This window comes from Vibrio splendidus (assembly GCF_001557875.1).
GTDB classification, from domain to species: Bacteria; Pseudomonadota; Gammaproteobacteria; order Enterobacterales; family Vibrionaceae; genus Vibrio; species Vibrio splendidus_F.
This window is the reverse complement of record NZ_LNRF01000008.1, coordinates 144,313-163,766: the sequence shown is the minus strand read 5'-3', so window position 1 is coordinate 163,766 and position 19,454 is coordinate 144,313. Positions and strand designations below refer to the sequence as shown.

Here is a 19,454-nt window from a genome sequence, read left to right as displayed (position 1 = left end):
CTGAACTATGAGCTCTCTAAGACAAAAATGGGTAAGTGACCCAGCTTTTAAACTCTTTAAAAAAGTACTACCACCACTATCTAGCACCGAGAAAGAAGCGATGGAAGCGGGTAGCGTGTGGTGGGACGGAGAGCTGTTTTCTGGCAAACCAGATTTCACTAAGCTGCACCAATACCCAAAACCTCAGCTGACAGCAGAAGAGCAATCGTTCATGGATAATGAGCTTGAAACTTTGCTGGCTATGCTTGATGACCACCAAATTGTAAAAGAAGATCGAGACCTTCCTGAAGAGGTATGGAACTTCTTACGCAAAGAGCGTTTCTTTTCTCTTATTATCGCGAAAGAGTACGGCGGTCGTGAATTCTCAGCACACGCAAACTCAACCATCGTAACTAAGATTGCGACGCGTAGTATCAGTACTGCGGTTTCGGTAATGGTTCCAAACTCTCTTGGCCCGGGTGAGCTACTGTCTCACTACGGTACTCAAGATCAAAAAGACTACTGGCTACCTCGTCTTGCTGACGGTACCGATATTCCGTGTTTCGCACTAACGGGCCCAGAAGCGGGTTCTGATGCGGGTGGTATCCCTGATGTCGGAACTGTGTGTATGGGAATGCACGAAGGCAAAGAGACACTAGGTATTAAGCTTAACTGGAACAAGCGCTACATTACGTTAGCACCAGTAGCGACTGTACTTGGTTTGGCTTTCAAACTGCACGATCCTGAGAAGCTACTTGGCGACAAGGAAGACATTGGTATCACTTGTGCATTAATCCCAGCTGATCATGAAGGTGTTGTGATTGGTGAGCGTCATGACCCACTTGGTCTTGCATTCATGAATGGTCCAACACGTGGTCACGATGTGTTTATTCCTATGGAATGGCTAATCGGTGGTGCAGATTACGCAGGTAAAGGCTGGCGTATGCTGGTGGAATGTCTGTCTGCGGGGCGTGGTATCTCATTACCAGCACTTGGCACGGCGATGGGCCACCTAACAGCGAAAACGACCGGCGCGTACGCTTATGTTCGTAAGCAGTTTGGTATGTCGATTGGTAAATTTGAAGGTGTTGCTGAGAGCCTAGGCCGTATTGGTGGCTTAACATACCTACTTGAAGCAACTCGTACACTGACAACCACTTCACTTGATATGAAAGAGAAGCCGGGTATCGTAACGGCTATCGCGAAATATCACATGACAGAGATGGCCCGTACTATTCTGAATGACTCAATGGATATCCACTCAGGTCGTGCTATTCAAGATGGCCCAATGAACTACTTGGCTGCGCCTTACCTAGGTATTCCAGTTGCTATCACAGTAGAAGGTGCCAACATCCTAACTCGTAACCTGATGATCTTCGGTCAAGGAGCGACACGTTGTCACCCATACGTATTGAGCGAAATGGAAGCGGCAGCGAACCCAGATGAGAAGCAAGGTGCAAAAGACTTTGATAGCTTGCTGTTCAAGCATATCTCTCATGCAACTAAGAACACGTTCGGCGCGTTTGGTGCAGCACTGACTGGCTCTAAGTTCATTAAAGCCGACATGAGTGGTCCAACAAAACCTTACTACCAAGATCTTACTCGTTTGAGTCGTGCGCTTGCAGTAAGTGCGGATTTCGCAATGCTGACGCTAGGTGGTGAACTGAAACGTAAAGAGCTTATCTCTGCACGTTTAGGTGATGGCCTAAGTTACCTTTACATGGCGTCTGCAGCGCTTAAGAAGTATGAAGACGAAGGTCGTCAACAAGCTGACTTAGACTACGTACATTACGCGGTTCAACACTGTTTCCACAACGCGGCTAAATCGCTACAGGAAGCGTACAGAAACTTCCCGAACAAGATGGTTGGTAAAGTACTTAAAGGTCTAGTTTTCCCTGTCGGCAACCACTTTGAAAAACCAAGTGATAACCTAACAGTGCAACTAGCAGAAAGCTTGATGACTCCGGGCGCCCACCGTGAACGTCTGACTCACCTTTGTTACATTGGCAAGGAAGAAGAGGACAGTGTTGGCTTGATGGAGAACGCGTTCAATGCGATGTACAGCATCAAGCCTCTTGAGCGTAAGATCTTCAAAGCAGTGAAAGAGGGCAAAGTTGCTCGTAAAGGTTTGTTAGAAGATAAACTTGCTCAAGCACTTGCTGCTGATGTACTAACGCAAGAAGAAGTTGACCAGATTGTGGCTGCCGATAAACTGCGTTACGCTGCGATTCAAGTCGACCACTTCAGTCATGACTTTAGTGAAACTTTGACGCGAAAAGAGTTAAAACCTAAGCTAAATAGCGTTGCTTAGATAAAAAATGATACAAAGGCACCTAATTAGGTGCCTTTTTTGTTTTTGTCGTAGAAGTCGCAATAGATGCGTTAACAAATGGTGACTTAGTCAGCAAATATCAGCTGAGTGCTCCAACCACTTGCATTTTCACCACATTTTTACAGAAATTAGATGCCATTTGCGTACGAAACTTTTATCCTTAACCTGATTTTTTAAGGAAGTTGAATATGATCATCAAACCTCGAATTCGCGGATTCATCTGTACTACAACACATCCAGTCGGTTGTGAAGCTAATGTAAAAGAACAAATTGCTTACACAAAAGCTCAAGGCCCAATCGCAAACGCACCTAAACGTGTACTAGTTGTTGGCTCTTCAAGTGGCTACGGCTTGTCTTCACGTATTGCGGCTGCATTTGGTGGCGGCGCTTCAACTATCGGTGTTTTCTTTGAGAAAGCCGGTACTGAGAAAAAGCCGGGCACAGCTGGTTTTTACAACTCAGCAGCGTTCGACAAGCTAGCTAAAGAAGAAGGCCTGTATTCAAAAAGCCTGAACGGCGATGCTTTCTCTAACGAAGCGAAACAGAAAACGATTGACCTGATCAAAGAAGATCTAGGCCAAATCGATATGGTTGTGTACTCACTGGCGTCTCCAGTGCGTAAAATGCCTGAGACTGGCGAAGTGATTCGTTCAGCTCTAAAACCTATCGGTGAAACGTACACATCAACTGCGGTTGATACAAACAAAGACATGATCATCGAAGCAAGCGTTGAGCCTGCTACTGAAGAAGAGATCAAAGATACTGTTACTGTAATGGGCGGTGAAGATTGGGAACTTTGGATCAATGCTCTATCTGAAGCGGGTGTTCTAGCTGATGGTTGTAAGACTGTTGCTTACAGCTACATCGGTACTGAACTAACGTGGCCAATCTACTGGGATGGCGCGCTAGGTAAAGCTAAGATGGATCTAGACCGTGCAGCGTCAGCGCTTAACGAGAAACTAGGCCAAACTGGCGGTACTGCAAACGTTGCTGTTCTTAAGTCTGTTGTGACTCAAGCAAGCTCTGCAATCCCTGTAATGCCTCTTTACATCGCTATGGTGTTCAAGAAGATGCGTGAAGAAGGTATTCACGAAGGTTGTATGGAACAGATCTTCCGTATGTTCAGCCAACGTCTATACAAAGAAGACGGTAGCGCTCCAGAAGTTGATGACGTAAACCGTCTACGTCTAGATGACCTAGAACTTCGCGAAGACATTCAAGATCACTGTCGTAACCTATGGCCTCAAATCACAACTGAGAACCTAAAAGAACTGACTGACTACGTAGAGTACAAAGAAGAGTTCTTGAAGCTATTCGGTTTCGGTGTTGAAGGTGTTGATTACGAAGCTGAGGTTAACCCAGCTGTTGAATTTGATGTAGCTGACATCTAATTCAAATTATCGAATCTAAACGAATAGGCGCTCATTGAGCGCCTATTTTTTTGTCTGTTATTTAGCTCGGAGATTTAAGAGCGGATGTGGGATTTGAGTGACGGGATGCGAAGAGATTTAAGAGCAGATGCGGGATTCGAGTGGCGAGATGCGAAAAGATTAAGAGCAGATAAGGGATACGAGTAGCGAGATGCGAAAAGATTTAGGAGCGGATATGGGATTCGAAGAGCTCTAAGAACAAGTGAGAGAAAAGAAGTCATAAAAAATGCACTAATCCAAATATGAACTAGTGCATTTAAAATATCTAATCTATGACGCTGAATAAGCTAGCTAATGATGATGATGAAAGTACCAGCTAAGGTCATCAATATATTGGCTATCGCGTAAGTACCCGCATAACCTAGCGCTGGAATCGTTGAGCGAGCGTGGTCGTTTACGATGTCCATTGCTGGAGCACAGGTTCGCGCACCAATGATCGCACCAAACAGCAGCGCGCGGTTCATTTTCAGCACGTAAGCGCCGACTAAGTAAGCGAAGAATACCGGCAGCACACTCACCACCAGAGCAATACCAATGACCTGAGGGCCGACTTGGGTTAAATGCTCAAATATCTTACCACCGGCGCTTAAGCCGATACCGACCATAAAGAACATCAAACCGAGGTCTTTGACCATATTCAACGCACCCTGAGGCACATAACCGAAAGTAGGGTGGTTAGCTCGTAGGAAACCAAGCATGATGCCTGAAAGAAGAAGGCCTACTGCGTTACCTAGCCCGAACGAAACCTGACCGAATGTCATGGTGATCAAACCAAACAAAATACCCAGAATGAAGAAGCTACAGAAGGCCATCAAATCGGCCATTTGACTGTGGATTGAGATGAAACCAATTTTCTCTGCTAGGCCGTGGACACGACTCTTTTCGCCACTCACTTGTAATACATCACCTTTAGAAAGCACGATGTTTAAGTCCATCGGCATTTCAATCTGAGCACGTACTACGCGGTTAAGGAAACAGCCGTATTCAGACAGGTTTAAGTCAGATAAGCGTTTACCTGCGATGCTGTCACTTTTGACGACAATCTCTTCTTCCACGATACGTAGATCGAGTAGGTTACGGTCGAAAACCTCTTTACCGTTACGAAAGCTTGGGTCTAGACGAGCGTGGCTGTCTGGGAAACCAACCAATGCGATTTCATCGCCTTCTTGCAGGATTGCATCACCATCTGGGTGGGCAAGAATACCATTACGTCGAATACGCTCGATGTAACAGCCTGTTTGGCGATAGATGCCCAGTTCACGCAGGTTCTTACCATCAGTCCAAGAGATAAGCTCTGGGCCCACTCGATAAGCACGAATAATGGGTAGGTAAACCTTACGTTGACCAGAAGCACCCAAACCGCGTTCCTGAGCAATCTGTTCAGCCGAGTCGTGTAGGTTTACTTTTTGAAGCTTGGGAATCAGGCGGGCAAACATAATCATACTGATTAAGCCAACCAAGTAAGCCATCGCGTAACCAACAGAAAGGTTCTCGATAATCAGGCTCAGATCCATATTTCTTGGTACTTCAGCGAGCCCTGAATTCAATGCGTCTTGCGCACCCACTAAGATAGGGGTTGCAGTAAGAGCACCAGCCATCATACCAGCGGATAAACCAAACCCTAGGCCAAGGTAATGACTACTGAAATAGGTTAGGGCAATAGCTGTAGAAAGTACCACAAGGCTCAGAATGAGGTAGTGCTTACCGTCTCTAAAGAAAATACCGAAGAAGTTTGGCCCAGCTTCAATGCCAACACAGTAGATAAACAACATGAAACCAATGGTTAGCGCATCGGCGTTAAATGAAAAGCCAAGATGTCCCATGACAAGGGAAGTAATCAGAACACCGATTGAATTGCCGAGTTGGAGGCTACCGAAACGAATTTTACCAATGGCTAATCCAATCGATAAAACAACAAAGATGAGGAGAATGGGGTTTTGTTCTAACAGAAAAACAACGTCGATATTCACAGTGGTCGCTCAATAATTGGCGTGAAACACAGGGTAAGTTTGAGAGGTGAATTGTATCTAAATATAAATAAATTATAAGCGATATTTTGCTAATTTACTTGATTTTGACCTTATTCTTATTTCGTATGAAAACTGGCCATAAAAAAGCCCGCTACAGTGAGCGGGCTTTCTATAAATCGTACAGTAGACTCTTAAATTTGTCATCTGTCAGAGGCTTGAGCCTCATTCTCATTTGAGAAATCTTAGCTTAGTCGAAAAGACCTAGGTTTTCTTTTGCGTATGCTTCAAATTCTGTGCAGCCGCCGATGTGGTCTTGATCGATGAAGATTTGTGGCACTGTGTCTACAGGCTTACCGACAGTCTTCTCTAGGTCAGCTTTGCTGATGCCTTCAGCGTGAATGTCAACGTAACGGTAGTTGAAGTCATCGCGTTTAGCTTTAAGAGTTTCAGCATGCTCTTTTGCACGAACACAGAATGGGCAAGCAGGGCGACCAAAAATAACTACAAACATTTAATTTCTCCTAAATACGGGATGAGGCTCGTTAACTCAATGATGTTAACTATTCTTTAATGAATGCCACTCAAAATTTCTTGAAACCAACTATGCCTCAATGCCATGGGGAAATAAAGATGGAATTGCCTCTTAATACAATAGGTCTTGTCTATCAGAGCAAATAATGGTCACAAAAAGGATCCATGTTGATTTCTGATGGGTATCTAGATTGATTACCCTTAATTTAAGAGTGTGAATTACCCCTAAGAATACGACTTTAATTCATCTTTAATGCGACAAGTTGCACCTCGTCAAAAAAAGCTCATACAGAACGAGGCATCTTAATACTGATGCACGATATAAAGGCTAAATTCCAACAACCAAGAGTTCGCAGTTTTGTTCGGTCATAGGCGCAGGAGGCACCATGTTTCAATTTATGACATCTACAAAGATCATCTTTGGTGATGGAGCACTTTCCGCTTCATTGTCTCTCTTTAATCAATATGGCTACAGTGTGCTATTGGTTACTGGTAATACATTGGAGCGCACCTCAATTGTTACTGACTATCTAGATGCACAGAGCATGCGTTATCAGCACATTGCCGTTTCCGGTGAACCTAATATCAAAATGGTCGAAGAGGCTGCCACGTCTGCACGTCGATTCAAGCCAGACATGGTGGTCGCAATGGGCGGCGGCAGTGCCATCGATATGGGAAAAGCGCTAGCTGCGGTTTTACCTAATCAAGGCAACTTATATGACTATGTCGAAGTTGTCGGGCGTAATGTACCTCTTAAAGCCAAACCTCTGCCGTTTATCGCTATCCCAACCACAGCGAGTACCGGCGCCGAGGTAACTAAAAATGCGGTGCTGAAATCAGGCCAAGACCAAGTGAAAATCAGCCTTAGAAGTCCAGACATGCTGGCTGACGTTGCGATTGTCGACCCAACCCTAACTCATGGAACTAATCTGTATTTATCTGGGCGAGGTGCGATGGATGCCTTTACTCATCTAATGGAAGCCTACGTGTGTGGCGAACCGAACCCACTGACCGATATGATCTGCGAAGAAGGATTACGTAAGCTGAGTAGTTCGGTAATTCAGGCGTGTATTTATGATGAACCTCAAGCGCGTTCTGATCTCGCTTTTGCTTCAATGCTTGGTGGAATGGCAATCACTAATGCAAAGCTTGGTGCCGCACACGGATTAGCTTCTGCGTTAGGCGGTAAGATTTCTGCGCCTCACAGTGTGATTACCGCGCGCTTAGCGCCATTTGTGATGTTAGAGAACATAGCGGTAGCGAAAGAGCAGCAAAGAAGCGATATCTTAGTGCGTTATCAACGAATCGCTCAGATAGTCACGGGGAACGTCGAGGCGAAAGAAGAAGAGGCAATTTCTTGGTTATCTGAAGTGTTAGATACACTTAAATTACCCAACTTGTTGGAATTTGGTGTTTGTGAAGCCCAGTTTGATGAGGTATCTGCAGATGCATTGAAGTCAGTTGCGATAAAAGGAAACCCTCTACCGTTGAATCAAGAGAGGCTAGTTCATATTTTAGAGCAGGTTTGCCAAGAGTGCAGTTGCGGCAGTAATTACCGTGAGATAGCGCTACTGGATCAGGATGAACTTATCAACCAGCCTCAAACTGCGGAATCGAGTTTTACCATTATCAACTCTTATGCCTCTGAGAACAGTGTGGTTGAGAAGGGAAATAGTTGGACTATCTAGCTGTATTCATCGTATCAAAAGACAAATAAAAACGGAGCACTAGGCTCCGTTTTCTAATTTAACTTGTTCTCTGGTCATCTGTTTTCAGTTCATGACTAAGCAGATTAGAACTGAGAGTATTTCTCGTAACGTGAATCACGAAGTGACTCTTTGACACGCTTTAGATTCTCTCTGAAGCCAGAACCACGACGTAGAGTAAAGCCGGTTGCTAATACATCGATAACCGTCATCTGGACAACACGACTTGCCATTGGCATGTAAACGTCAGTGTCTTCTGGCACATCCAATGAGATAGACAGAGAGCTTGCCTTATCTAGTGGAGAGTCTTTCGCTGTGATGGCAATAACTGTCGCGCCGTTTTCACGTGCTAGGTTTGCAATCTCAACTTGGCTTTTAGTGCGACCGGTATGAGAGATAAGAACAATCACGTCGTTGTCACTGCAGTTAATGCAGCTCATTCGTTGCATCACGATGTCTTCGAAACAAGTGATTGGAATATTAAAACGGATAAACTTGTTTTGAGCATCTTTCGCTACAGCAGAAGAGGCACCCAGTCCGAAGAACGAAATACGTTTTGCTTGAGTCAGTAAGTCAACTGCACGGTTAACTTGCATTGCATCTAGGCTGTTTTTCGCAACGTCTAGACAAGCCATAGTTGACTCAAAAATCTTATGCGTATAAGCATCCGGGCCATCATCTTCTTCAACATTACGGTTCACATAAGGTGTACCGTTCGCCAAGCTTTGAGCTAGGTGAAGTTTGAAGTCAGGGAAGCCTTTTGTGTCTAAACGACGACAGAAGCGGTTAACTGTAGGCTCACTTACGTCAGCCATTTTAGCTAAGGTAGCAATGCTAGAATGAATTGCAGTTTGAGGAGAAGCCATAATTACTTCGGCTACCTTACGCTCAGACTTGCTAAAATTTTCCAGGTTTTTTTGTATTTTTTCTAATGTATTCATAGTGTTCACAAGGGTATAGAGAACAACTTGCTAGTTAATATCTTTTACCAGGGGGTATGGCTGAGACAAATATCAGTAAACACAAAACCAAACTTATGTTCGGTATCGTAAATACTGCTGCATCAAATAGATATCAAGCTAACTAGCACCATAGAGTCAGTATAAACCCAACATACTATTCACTAATACAAAAACACGGCATCAATGCTTAAGAATATGACAAACCTCAACAAAATTTTAGAAAACTACAGAATTGGAAGAGGCTTTGAACAAAAAGAATGCAAATTGAGTATGAACTGACAGCTTAGTTACATCAAAAAGAAATAAATTTTCAATTTGATGCAACTAAAATTGAATGACTATGCGTTGATTTGCGTAACCAGTTTGGTGATTTTGCCCATCAAGTTAGGTGCTAGTTTAGAGATTTCACGCTGTTCTTCAAGCACTGAAGAGAGAATATCATTGCCCGTTAGTGGGTTTGCTAACACCACGCGGAAAACGATGATTGGCTGATGAGTCCACGCTTCAGGATTTAGGCGAGTACGAGATACGAACGACTTACCCGTTTCACGCTGTTTTTTCTGAATAAACTTAGTGAGTTCATTCAGAAGTTCATTCAGCTCTACGCGTTGTTCAGGATCAGCCTTAAGCAATGCTGACCTTACGGCTTCAGGAACATAGCGGTAGGTCAGTAGGCAAAGCTCAGGTTCAGAAACCAGTTCGAAGTCGCTTTGCTCTTTAATCAGGTCGGCAAAGTAGCGCGCTTTGTTGATACTCTGGTCGATTAGCAGTTCGTATCCAGGGCGGCTGATGATGTGCATTGCGGCGTAAACCAGCATTGCCATACCAGAACGAGAACCTTCTAATGTATGGCTCCCCAGATCTTTTGAGCCTTTGCGAAGAATGTATTGAGCATGATGCTCAATCGCTGTCATCGCATCTGGTTTCTTAAACAAAACCATACCAGCACCCATCGGGATATAAAGCTGCTTGTGAGCATCGATGGTGACAGAATCCGCCAGTTCAATACCATCCAGTAAGTGACGATGATTGTTCGACATCAGAGTCGCACCGCCCCAAGCTGCATCAACGTGAAAGTGACAATCTGATTCGGCACACACCTCTGCAATGTCTCTTAGTGGGTCGATATTACCAGTTTCGGTGGTACCAGCCACACCAATGACGGCGAAAGGTTTGATCTTGTTCTGTTTGAGCTGCTCAATCTTGAGTCGGAGATCATCCGTACAAATACGGTTGTCGTTATCCGTTTTAACAGACACTAGACCTTCTTGACCAATACCAAGGACATCCGCGGCTTTTTTCAGAGAGTAGTGACCACGTTCAGAGACTAAGATGGCTAGGCCTTCGTAGTCGTAGTGCTTCATGGCTTTAAACAAGCCTTCTTTTTCCACACCTTTGAACGAACCTTGCGCTTTTAGTGCGTTGTTACGTGCAACCCAAAGCGCAGTAATGTTCGCGATGGTACCACCAGAACAAAACGCACCTAAAGAGTGGTTTGCGCTATGCATCCAACGAGAATAAAACTGGTCACTATCTTGATAAATTAGGCGATGTAACATGCCCAGAACTTGACGTTCTAGGGGAGTGAAAGCTTTTGAAGTCTCTATTTTTACTAGATTCTGATTCAACGCAATCATGATTTTAGAAAGCGGCATCAGGAAGTACGGCAAAGCAGAGGTCATGTGGCCAATGAAACTTGGCGAAGACGTGTGAACCGAATGAGACACAAGAGAATCGAGGAGATGCTCAGTATGTTCAGAAACAAACTCAGGCTGCTCTGGGATATGAGCATTTGAAAAATCTTTCTCAATTTCACGCAGCGGCTTTTCTTCAGCCACAATGTGTTCACGTAAGAATTGATTCAGGTTTCGTGAAAGTTTGTCTTCAATTTGAGTGAGTGTTGAATCTGGGCCTTCAGGTACCGTGAAGATACGTAGAAGACTGTCGAAGCTAACATCTGCTGTTTTTTGTTCCGTAACCATAGCAAGCGAGTTATTTTTCTAATATTGACGCGAGCGGGACAATCTAAACGAAAACGGGAACAATGTCCCGTCTTAATTATGAAATCCAACTTCTCAAAAAAGCCTATTAAATTAGGGGTTATTTACACTTAATCGCTTCTAGTTTACTAATCGACTGGTTGTAGCGCTGCAGCGCAGAGTCGATTTGCTTAGGGTGACTAAGCAGCTCTGCAAAGGCCGAACGTAGCTCGTAGTTTTGAGCGTGAGGCGTTGATTGGCGGTCGTCGAACGTTGTTTTCGCGATTTTACCAAGCTCATCATCACGTGTGGATAGCGTTTTAATGTCGTGTTGCTCTAGTTGCAACCAACCTTCTACAGGTTGCTCTGTTGCCACTTTACTTGAATCGTTCACAAGGTAGTAGTTAACCGCAGCACGATTAAGCTCGAAGTGGTGCTTACGACCTTCTAGGAACCACTCACTGACTTCTGTTAGTTCTGGATATTGCTCAGAGGTTAATGCAGCAAGGTCGGCATACCAATTCAAAGAAGCGTCGATGTACGCATCATATTTTTTTGCTTGGCACTGGTTTGTCTCAGACATTGAATCTGCTGCAAAAGAGAAAGTAGAAGTTGAAGCTAGCAGTAATGCGACGCAAAGGCGTTTCATAGTGGTTCCTTTTGTAAGTTTATTCTTTTTATAACTTTGTCGTTACAGGTTACCGTGATCGTTATTTGTTGAGCAATGACACTTAGTGTCTTTTTATTTCGGTAACTGTATCGGTGTCTTGGGCATTGGTATTCGAGTTGCATTCTAATCTAAAACAAACGCTATTCCTGCGATCTAGTTAGCAAGAGATACAAAGAACAACATCAATATCGGAACAAGCAAGCTTAGGATAAAGCCACTGACGATAGCGATAGGCACACATCGGACGCCGCCTGTTGTTTGAATGACCGGTAGGGTGAAGTCCATCGCCGTAGCACCAGCATAACCAATGGAAGTGCATGGATAGCTGCGAATCAGTACTGGAATCAGTACCAAGGCAACCAACTCTCTCAATAGCTCAAGCATGAAAGATGCGCCGCCATAGACAGGGCCAAAGGCGTCACCCATCAAGATACCTGCCAGAGAGTACCAGCCAAATCCAGAAGACATAGCTAGGGCTTTGAAAAGAGGAATATCAAGAATATAAGCCGCGATCACACCGCCTAGCATTGAGGTAGTGATAATCGTGATTGCGATGAACATGCCATGTTTGTTGAGCAGGATCTGACGAAGTGTCAGCCCGCTATTACGCAGTTGAATGCCGATAAAGAAGAGAAGAACAAACAGAATCCATTCGCTTGCGGTATCAACCCAATCAAGGCTAATAGGCAGTACTAAACCAGCGATAAGGCCTGAACCCACCACAAGGATCAGCTTGGCAGACTCCATGGCCATAGAAGATAGGGGAAGTTTCTTGTTACTGCTGTCAGTCTTGAGTGGCAGTAACTTATCAATAGCGGGCAGAGCCATCAGGTTACAGACGCTTAAGCAGACAAAGAAAGTGGCGGTATAAAGAAGGATTGTCTGCAGGTTAGTGCCTAGATTATCAAGAGCGGCTAAGCTTAGCCCCATTAACGCGAGAATCACGTAGATCAACCGCGATGTTGAGCGGTTGATGAATTCTAGCGTTTGAGTGTTTGAAATAGAAAAAAGATACCCCACGACGAGTGGCGCAAATATAAAGATCATCCCTGTAAACATGCTTTCCCCGTTGCATTTATTTCATATTGCATTTACTTGTAATTTAACAGTGACTTAGAAGCCGCTAGTATTGATCACGTCGCTTAGCTTTGCATTAAAATCACGTTTGCTCAAGTTGCTTAATTTATAAAGCACCTCTGCACCAGTCACGTTGAGTTCAACTTCGTGATCATCGATGTTCTCGTCCTTGTTTCTGAACATCAGCAGGTGGTTAGCGATTCGAGCGATATCCAAGTAAGACACTTCACGCTGTTCATGGTTATTGATGGTATTGCTACACACATCAATAAAGTCGCTGTCGAAACCCCAACGGTTAAGTACCAATTTACTGGTCGCAGAGCACTGGCCTTGGAATATTTGTAGGGCGATATTGTGGTCTAGGTAATTGCCGTTCTCAAGGTAAAGGTGGTATTCGCTAACCAAGCAGAACAAGCCAATGTCAGCGAGTAATCCAACAAGCAGTGACTTCTCATGTTCAAGGTAGCGGTATTCAATAGGGGAGAGCTCTTTGAAGCCGTTGGTAACTAATACCATGGTTGCGCCTAGCTCTTTTGACACAGAAGCACTCTGAACCAATAACTCATTACACTCTTTACTTAGATTGACTGAATGTTTGAGTTGTTCAATAGCCTGAGCCGTAACGATGTCACGCACTCTTAATATACCAAGGCGTGATACGGCCGTCATAATATCGACACAAGTAATGTTGCGTCTGTTGAAAACAACGGAGTTAGCCACGCGAATGACGATAGCTGTGAGGCCTGGATCTTCGAGTAAGCACTCGGCAACTTCGGCAATTCCGGTTGAGTCTAGGGTACAAAGCTTTTGAATTTTCAGTACGACGTTAGGGATAGGAGGAAGTGTTATTTTTCCCGCTGAGATAGAATGGCCAACAAGTTGGGCAAACTCTGATTCTAGACCCTTTAGGAGAAGAGCCTTATTTTGTGGTAGCCAGAAAAACGATAAATGATTCATATAAAAAGTAAAAACATGTATGTCCTTCCATTTTACAAGCCAGGATGCAGGGAGGCAATACTCATCCGACGACATAACCTTTAATAATTTGAACCGGTGTATCACTGAGTGTCAAAATTCAAGCATGGTTTGATAGTTTAGTGTGATGTGAATCATGAAAAACCAGAATGCTCAATTGATTGATGTGAACTAAGTCCAGACTTATTTTTCTTTTCGAAGTATGATTTATTTCAAGGTGAAAAACGAAATCATAATATTCACCTAAATATTAAATAGATAAAAATTTTTCGCATAAAAAGCTGCTTGTCTGGTGATCAACCTAATCGGGGTAATTTGATTAAGGATCAACGGATATGACCGAGACAGCATTTATTAATTACGTGAATCAATTTGGTGAGCATCAAAAACGTTCTATGTTTGGAGGTATTGGCCTCTTTCAAAATGACGCTATGTTCGCTTTATTGAGTGAAGGTTGTTTATTCATTAGAGGTGGAAAGTCATTAGATAAGAAACTGACCGATCTTGATTGTGAAAAGTATCGTCATGTAAAAAAACAGACAACAGCAACCGTAAACTACTACGATATTACTGATCTGTTTACATGTGAACATCCTGAATTGGATTGTATTATTCGTACTTCAATCGATAATTCAATTCAGCAGCGTAGCTTCAAGAAGTCATCAGCTAGCCGCAGATTAAGAGATCTACCAAACATGCAACTTACATTAGAGCGCATGGTTAAAAAGGCGGGAGTGGATGATGTTTCAATGTTTATGCAGTTGGGCGCGCCTGAAGTGTTTAATAAGGTTCGCGAAGCGTACGGAAACGATGTTGACCTAAAACTACTTTGGAAATTTGCGGGTGCAATTGATGGTATTCACTGGAAACTATTACAAGAGCCACGCAAGCAGCAATTACTAAAGAGCTGCCACTAAAGAAGTTTGCCTTATATGCTTAAGATTACTGTTAATAAATAAAAACCGAGGAATGTCCTCGGTTTTTTTGTTTCTGTCTTAGCAAATTTGAGAGGCTAAGTGCTCATTAAGAGCTAGCTTGGCTTTAAGTATTAGTACTTGAAGCGAGCTGTGAACATAAGTTGGTCACCGTAGAAGTCGTTAATACGAGCTTCAGCACCAAGAGAGAAAAGCTCTGTAGAGTGGAAACGCGCGTAAACAGAACCTGTCCAATCATCGTTGTCATCGATAGAAACGTAACCACCTTTACCACCAACTTCTAGTTGTGGACCAAGCCATTGGCGAACACCAATGTTGATTTCCATACCGATATCAGTAGAGCTTGAGTTCTCAGGCTGAACGATACGAGCTAGCATTTCACCTGTTAGGTCTGCCCAGTTGTTTAACGGAGCGTGGAAACCAAGACCTACAGCAGAGTCGTAATCACCTTCAAATTCAGAATCGATACGAGCTATAGCGTGAGCGTTCGGGTGAATTGACTTACTGAACGCGCCACCAAATGTTACTGGGCTAGCACCGATACGTGCTTCAAAGTAATCATAGTTAAAGTTGCTCATTACTTGTGGTTGTTCATCAACAGCTAGCGCTTGACCAGAAGCCAATAGCATAGCGGTAGTAAGTAGAATTTTGCGCATAACGACCGTAAACCTATAGTTAGTGTTAATTCCTTTGGTTTGAGACAAATCGGCAAACCATAAACATTGAGACAGTTTAATCTAACTCACGGAAAAGTAATCCTTTAAAATGTAAATCCTTACTCATTTAGTTAAAAAATAAGCAAATTAAGGATCAGTCTGCAACGGAGATCTCATGTTTTAGGGCGAATAAGGAAAATAGACGAGCGAATTATCCAAAATTTATATGTATTCGGACGGTTCTTATATTGGATGCTGCTTTTCTCAGTATCCATTAACTAATTAGTGCTATTCACCAAAACTGGTGCGTTTATCCGCCATTGAAGTCAGTATGCGCTCGGTATCTAAGATCGAAGTCCAGTTAAGCAATTGCTTGTCGTTGGCAATGACATAGTCGGTCAATTGTTGAGTAATCGTGTCTCTCAGTTGGTCGCCTTGCCAAGGTTTTGAAATATAGAAATCAAGTGCAGCGTTGTTAATGGCCGTGACGGTATCTTCCAGCCCAGCTTGTCCGGTGAGCAGCAGTTTACGTGTTGGCTTAGTTGCGCCGTGTTGGTTGAGTTCGATCAGGAAATCGATGCCGGTCTTTTCTGGCATGATGTGGTCGCATAAGATTAACGCGAGCTTAATACCATCTTGTCCCATTTCTTTAATTACTTGTTTAGCTTCGTCAACCGATTCTGCACCTTCCACGATAAAGTTCTCTTCAAATACAGCTAAGTCTTGAAGGACACTGTTGAGGACCTCAGGTTCATCATCGACACATAAAATTAAGTACTTATTCATGAGGTGCTCCTTCTTGTTTGAATGGAAGCCACACTTGCATGTGAGTATGGCTACCTACCTCAGACTCAACCAAAATAAACCCTTGATGAGCCGAAACGATTTGTTGTGAAATGGATAACCCAATCCCTAAACCAAAGTTGCCTTCTTTTTTGGTTGTGAAATTTGGGTTGAAAATGGTGTTGATGTCTTCTTTGGCAATCCCGTGACCAGTATCGGAGATTTTCACCACAAGAAACGTGTCGTCGCCTTTTGTCTGTTGAGAGGTAGTAATGGACACTTTTCCTCGTTCGGAAAGGGCGTCAAGTGCATTGGAGATGAGGTTCGTCCACACTTGTTGCAGCGAGAGCGACTGGCACAATAAAGGCGGTAAGTTAGTGTCGTAATGCTTTTCGAGTTGGTGATGTTTAAGCCTGTTTTCAAAGATCACTAAGGTGTCTTCAAGCCCTTCGTGGATATCTGTGTAGTGACGAACTTCTTCATCTTCCCGGGCATAGCTTTTTAGGCTTTTGACCATGTCGGCAATACGCTTGCTGCACACTTGAATTGAGCGGATAGAGTTTCCAACATAGTGGTAATGCTCTAAGTCATTAAGCAGTTCTTTGCCTGCGACAGGGGACTCTTTCAAGGTGCCTAGTACCGAAGAATCTTGACTTAGGTTTAGTCTCACTGCCTTTTTGGCTAAAGCTCGGTCATCAATAGTCGACGTAAGATGTTTTACGAGCTGTCTTTCTTGAGCCGTCGACAGTGGCTTAGCTAACTTTGAATGTGCAAGTACGTCAGTCCCTTTATTGGACTCAGGAACGGATAGGTTTGCCAATATCTGGTCGAGATGTTCTGACAAAGTTTCGATGCTTCTTAATATGGCTGCAATCGGGTTATTCAGCTCATGTGCAACTCCCGCGACAAGCTGCCCGAGCATCGCCATTTTCTCTTTCTCAATCAGTTGTTGATGCGCAGACTCTAATGATTCTAATGTTTGCTGCAGTTTGATCTTATTGGTGATGCTGCGTTGCAAACGTCGATTGAAATGACGGAGCAGTAGATTGGTAAATAATGGCAGCAGCGTATTGTTGGAATGCATAACCTGAGCAAAGCTATCTTTATCCAGTTTGATAACGCGTGTTTGCGTTAGGGTTATCGCGGTAGAAAAGGAGGGCTCACCGGTAACGAATGACATCCCGCCGACAATGTTCCCCTTGGAGTGACGTACCACTTCTCGCTGTTGCCCCAACTCATCTTTCTTGTAGAGCGCAGCTTCCCCCTCAATGATTAGCCATAAAAAGCGATTGTCTTCACCTTCAACAGTGAGTAGATGTTCAGGGGAGTAGTCACGGATAGCCTTGTTTTTGTCATCTTTTGAAAATACATCTTGTAAGGCGCTAACGACACGTTCTGCAAGTGCATTATCAGAAAGCTGGTGGTAGTCGTGAATAAAACCCGATTGAAAAGAGTGAATCTTTTGCTCGATGTGGGCTCTGAGTAAGCGCTGTTGATCCAATGCGCCGCTGTAAGACAACAGGTTTTCGGAGTCGTATTGGATAACGAAAGACGTTAGCTCTTTTTGCGCTGATTTGAACAGAACCTGATCTTGAACTGGTTTGGTTAGACAGTGGTTGAGTCGGCCTTCATTCACTGCGGTCAGAATGGATTGAATGTCTGACGAGGCGCTGACTAGTATCGTTCTTGCGGTATTACTATGGGGCAGCTGTTCCAGTTCAATAAGAAATTGCACGCCATTAAATTCAGAATGATGATGGGTGATCACCAAGGCAACGGTTTGATGGTGATCATGGATATCTTCTAATGCTTGGTGCGCGTCTTCTATGTTCTCGGCAGTATAAATATCGAATACAGAAGCTAATGGAGCCAGCTCCGAACGTATTCTTTCAATGCTAACCGGATTATTGTCCAAGCAGATAACAGCGTATTGATTCACAGTTCAACCTTAGTAGTAGCGACGCTTCTAGCCTAGCAAGAACTGCTCAGTAAGGATGAGAGCTAGCCTTTAATTTACTGAGGCAATTGAAGTATCGAGCAATAGACTGATTTAACTCAATGTTTCTTGTTTGCTACTGATGGGTTAGACTAAAAAAAACAGACTAGTGTAGAAAGAGAACTCATGGAACAGTTAAGAAAAATTGGTGCAATTGGCGGAGCAATCTCATTAGCACTTTGCTGGCCGCTAGCGGTTGGACAAATTGGACAAAATGCGATTACCGATGGCGTTGCAAAGCTTAACAATTCAAGCATTCAAGCTGAGATCGTAGAATACGATAGAGGTTACTTGTCTTCCAACGTAACCACTCGTCTAACTGTGACGGATGAAAACCTGAAAGAGCAACTTGCGATCGATGGCCTGCCGAGTGAGTTTGTCATCAATAGTGCGGTTAGCCACGGTTTGGTGAGCCTAAATGCACTGTCGACGTTTGAGAATACTGATATTCTGCCTCTAACTCTGACAACTAGCACTGAGCTAAACGGCAACACTGACTTTAACTTCGAGTTAAGCCAGTTCAATCATCAAGGCTCTGATGAGAATGGTACTTCGGTATCGATCACTAAATCGAATCTTTCTGGCCATGCTACTGTATTAGGGCAGGTTGATTACGAGCTTTCTATTCCTTCAGTTCAAATTGATTTCGAAACCGGTGAAGAGGTAACGCTGTCTAACTTGAAAGGTGTTGGTTCAGGGCAACAAGCGAAAGGCTACTGGTTAGGAACCCAGAATTTTACTATCGATAGCTTCTTGGTTTCAGATTCTGCAATGCAGCCATTCATGACCATTGAAAATTCTAAGTACGATTTTGAATCGCACCTAGATGAAGCCACTAAGCGCCTGCGCAGCAATCTTAAACTGGATATCGCAAATGTCGAGACCAGTGAAGGTCAGTTGAACAACTTAAATGTTGATTTTGAAATATCGAAATTGGATAGCGAGTCTTTTGAGAAAATCTTTGAGATTTACCAATCTAATCCAGTGCTGACGCAAGAAGACATCGCAGAGATTATTCCATTTATCGATATCCTGTTTGCTAAAGGCTTTGACCTTTCAATGAACAACATGTCGCTAGAACTAGGCAAGGGTCAATTCGAATCTAAGTGGTTGGTGAGCGTACCGGAAGGAACAGAAAATATCAGCAGCAACCCTTCGATGATCATGCCTGCATTAGCGGGCAACGTTCACTCTAGCTTCTCAAATGAGCTTGTTGAAGAATACCCATTCATCCGTGAAGGTATCGATGAATTGCTTGTGATGGAAATGATCAAGCAAACAGAAAGTGGTTATGAAATCAGCGCTGACTTAGAAAATGGAAACCTAGTGTTCGAAAATGGACAAGAAATTCCATTAATCGCCCTAATTATGCCGGTTTTTGTTCAATAAACAGAGCAGGATTGAATACTGATAGGGTGATTTAGCAGGTTAAGCTTAAACATTTTATACGGTACAAAACAAAAGAGGTCTTAA

General features: G+C 43.6%; 15 protein-coding genes. 5 read left to right on the top strand and 10 right to left on the bottom strand.

Annotation, left to right across the window (positions count from 1 at the left end):
- Positions 1-7: 7 nt before the first annotated feature.
- Together ATB74_RS17725 and fabV are read left to right on the top strand one after the other, a co-directional pair.
- Positions 8-2,290 (top strand): acyl-CoA dehydrogenase, encoded by a 2,283-nt coding sequence (locus ATB74_RS17725; protein ID WP_061019300.1) that lies wholly within the window; start codon positions 8-10, stop codon positions 2,288-2,290.
- A 209-nt stretch (positions 2,291-2,499) separates the two neighbouring features.
- Complete coding sequence (gene fabV, locus ATB74_RS17720; protein WP_061019299.1) at positions 2,500-3,702, top strand: enoyl-ACP reductase FabV; 1,203 nt, start codon at positions 2,500-2,502, stop codon at positions 3,700-3,702.
- 326 nt (positions 3,703-4,028) lie between these two features.
- Here the strand turns inward: fabV and ATB74_RS17715 are convergent, their stop codons facing one another.
- Positions 4,029-5,711: an aspartate:alanine antiporter gene (locus ATB74_RS17715; protein WP_017630384.1), complete on the bottom strand. Its 1,683-nt coding sequence runs from the start codon at positions 5,709-5,711 to the stop codon at positions 4,029-4,031.
- Between the two features lie 247 nt (positions 5,712-5,958).
- Positions 5,959-6,222 carry a GrxA family glutaredoxin gene (locus ATB74_RS17710; RefSeq protein ID WP_009847069.1) on the bottom strand — a complete coding sequence of 88 codons (264 nt, stop codon included), beginning with the start codon at positions 6,220-6,222 and terminating at the stop codon, positions 5,959-5,961.
- Between the two features lie 406 nt (positions 6,223-6,628).
- Between ATB74_RS17710 and ATB74_RS17705 the strand changes: the two genes are divergently transcribed.
- Positions 6,629-7,930 carry an iron-containing alcohol dehydrogenase gene (locus ATB74_RS17705; protein WP_061019298.1) on the top strand — a complete coding sequence of 434 codons (1,302 nt, stop codon included), beginning with the start codon at positions 6,629-6,631 and terminating at the stop codon, positions 7,928-7,930.
- Positions 7,931-8,034: 104 nt separating this feature from the next.
- On the opposite strand, the gene ATB74_RS17700 is transcribed toward ATB74_RS17705, so the two are convergent.
- The 5 genes from ATB74_RS17700 to ATB74_RS17680 form a co-directional block, all read right to left on the bottom strand.
- A complete protein-coding gene (locus tag ATB74_RS17700) occupies positions 8,035-8,889 on the bottom strand; it encodes a MurR/RpiR family transcriptional regulator (RefSeq protein ID WP_004734686.1) in 855 nt (284 codons plus the stop codon).
- A 359-nt stretch (positions 8,890-9,248) separates the two neighbouring features.
- The gene (gene panP / locus ATB74_RS17695; protein WP_060982744.1) at positions 9,249-10,892 is read right to left on the bottom strand and encodes a pyridoxal-dependent aspartate 1-decarboxylase PanP; all 1,644 of its coding nucleotides are present in this window, start codon (positions 10,890-10,892) and stop codon (positions 9,249-9,251) included.
- Positions 10,893-11,010: 118 nt separating this feature from the next.
- Complete coding sequence (locus tag ATB74_RS17690) at positions 11,011-11,538, bottom strand: hypothetical protein (RefSeq protein ID WP_017065407.1); 528 nt, start codon at positions 11,536-11,538, stop codon at positions 11,011-11,013.
- 174 nt (positions 11,539-11,712) lie between these two features.
- On the bottom strand, positions 11,713-12,618 hold the full coding sequence (locus tag ATB74_RS17685; protein WP_060982742.1) for a lysine exporter LysO family protein: 906 nt from the start codon (positions 12,616-12,618) through the stop codon (positions 11,713-11,715).
- 54 nt (positions 12,619-12,672) lie between these two features.
- Positions 12,673-13,593 (bottom strand): HDOD domain-containing protein, encoded by a 921-nt coding sequence (locus ATB74_RS17680; protein ID WP_060982741.1) that lies wholly within the window; start codon positions 13,591-13,593, stop codon positions 12,673-12,675.
- A gap of 353 nt (positions 13,594-13,946) precedes the next feature.
- Between ATB74_RS17680 and ATB74_RS17675 the strand changes: the two genes are divergently transcribed.
- Complete coding sequence (locus ATB74_RS17675) at positions 13,947-14,528, top strand: TfoX/Sxy family DNA transformation protein (protein ID WP_060982740.1); 582 nt, start codon at positions 13,947-13,949, stop codon at positions 14,526-14,528.
- Positions 14,529-14,659: 131 nt separating this feature from the next.
- Here ATB74_RS17675 and ATB74_RS17670 read toward each other — a convergent pair whose 3' ends face one another.
- From ATB74_RS17670 to ATB74_RS17660, 3 genes are all read right to left on the bottom strand, one after another.
- Positions 14,660-15,202, bottom strand: a complete 543-nt coding sequence (locus ATB74_RS17670; protein WP_060982739.1) for a hypothetical protein — start codon at positions 15,200-15,202, stop codon at positions 14,660-14,662.
- A 288-nt stretch (positions 15,203-15,490) separates the two neighbouring features.
- Positions 15,491-15,988 carry a response regulator gene (locus ATB74_RS17665; protein WP_060982738.1) on the bottom strand — a complete coding sequence of 166 codons (498 nt, stop codon included), beginning with the start codon at positions 15,986-15,988 and terminating at the stop codon, positions 15,491-15,493.
- Positions 15,981-17,924: an ATP-binding protein gene (locus ATB74_RS17660; RefSeq protein WP_061019297.1), complete on the bottom strand. Its 1,944-nt coding sequence runs from the start codon at positions 17,922-17,924 to the stop codon at positions 15,981-15,983. The genes ATB74_RS17665 and ATB74_RS17660 overlap by 8 nt, the downstream gene beginning before the upstream one ends.
- Before the next feature lie 183 nt (positions 17,925-18,107).
- Here ATB74_RS17660 and ATB74_RS17655 point away from each other — a divergent pair, with 183 nt between their 5' ends.
- A complete protein-coding gene (locus ATB74_RS17655) occupies positions 18,108-19,370 on the top strand; it encodes a DUF945 family protein (protein ID WP_061019296.1) in 1,263 nt (420 codons plus the stop codon).
- The last annotated feature ends 84 nt before the right edge of the window (positions 19,371-19,454 follow it).

What these genes read in the sequence shown, in the direction of transcription:
- ATB74_RS17705 (WP_061019298.1), top strand. Translation starts at nt 6,629, where the DNA reads ATGTTTCAATTTATGACATCTACAAAGATCATCTTTGGTGATGGAGCA.
- panP (WP_060982744.1), bottom strand. Translation starts at nt 10,892, where the DNA reads ATGGTTACGGAACAAAAAACAGCAGATGTTAGCTTCGACAGTCTTCTA.
- fabV (WP_061019299.1), top strand. Translation starts at nt 2,500, where the DNA reads ATGATCATCAAACCTCGAATTCGCGGATTCATCTGTACTACAACACAT.
- ATB74_RS17700 (WP_004734686.1), bottom strand. Translation starts at nt 8,889, where the DNA reads ATGAATACATTAGAAAAAATACAAAAAAACCTGGAAAATTTTAGCAAG.
- ATB74_RS17690 (WP_017065407.1), bottom strand. Translation starts at nt 11,538, where the DNA reads ATGAAACGCCTTTGCGTCGCATTACTGCTAGCTTCAACTTCTACTTTC.
- ATB74_RS17680 (WP_060982741.1), bottom strand. Translation starts at nt 13,593, where the DNA reads ATGAATCATTTATCGTTTTTCTGGCTACCACAAAATAAGGCTCTTCTC.
- ATB74_RS17670 (WP_060982739.1), bottom strand. Translation starts at nt 15,202, where the DNA reads ATGCGCAAAATTCTACTTACTACCGCTATGCTATTGGCTTCTGGTCAA.
- ATB74_RS17665 (WP_060982738.1), bottom strand. Translation starts at nt 15,988, where the DNA reads ATGAATAAGTACTTAATTTTATGTGTCGATGATGAACCTGAGGTCCTC.
- ATB74_RS17655 (WP_061019296.1), top strand. Translation starts at nt 18,108, where the DNA reads ATGGAACAGTTAAGAAAAATTGGTGCAATTGGCGGAGCAATCTCATTA.
- ATB74_RS17675 (WP_060982740.1), top strand. Translation starts at nt 13,947, where the DNA reads ATGACCGAGACAGCATTTATTAATTACGTGAATCAATTTGGTGAGCAT.
- ATB74_RS17725 (WP_061019300.1), top strand. Translation starts at nt 8, where the DNA reads ATGAGCTCTCTAAGACAAAAATGGGTAAGTGACCCAGCTTTTAAACTC.
- ATB74_RS17685 (WP_060982742.1), bottom strand. Translation starts at nt 12,618, where the DNA reads ATGTTTACAGGGATGATCTTTATATTTGCGCCACTCGTCGTGGGGTAT.
- ATB74_RS17710 (WP_009847069.1), bottom strand. Translation starts at nt 6,222, where the DNA reads ATGTTTGTAGTTATTTTTGGTCGCCCTGCTTGCCCATTCTGTGTTCGT.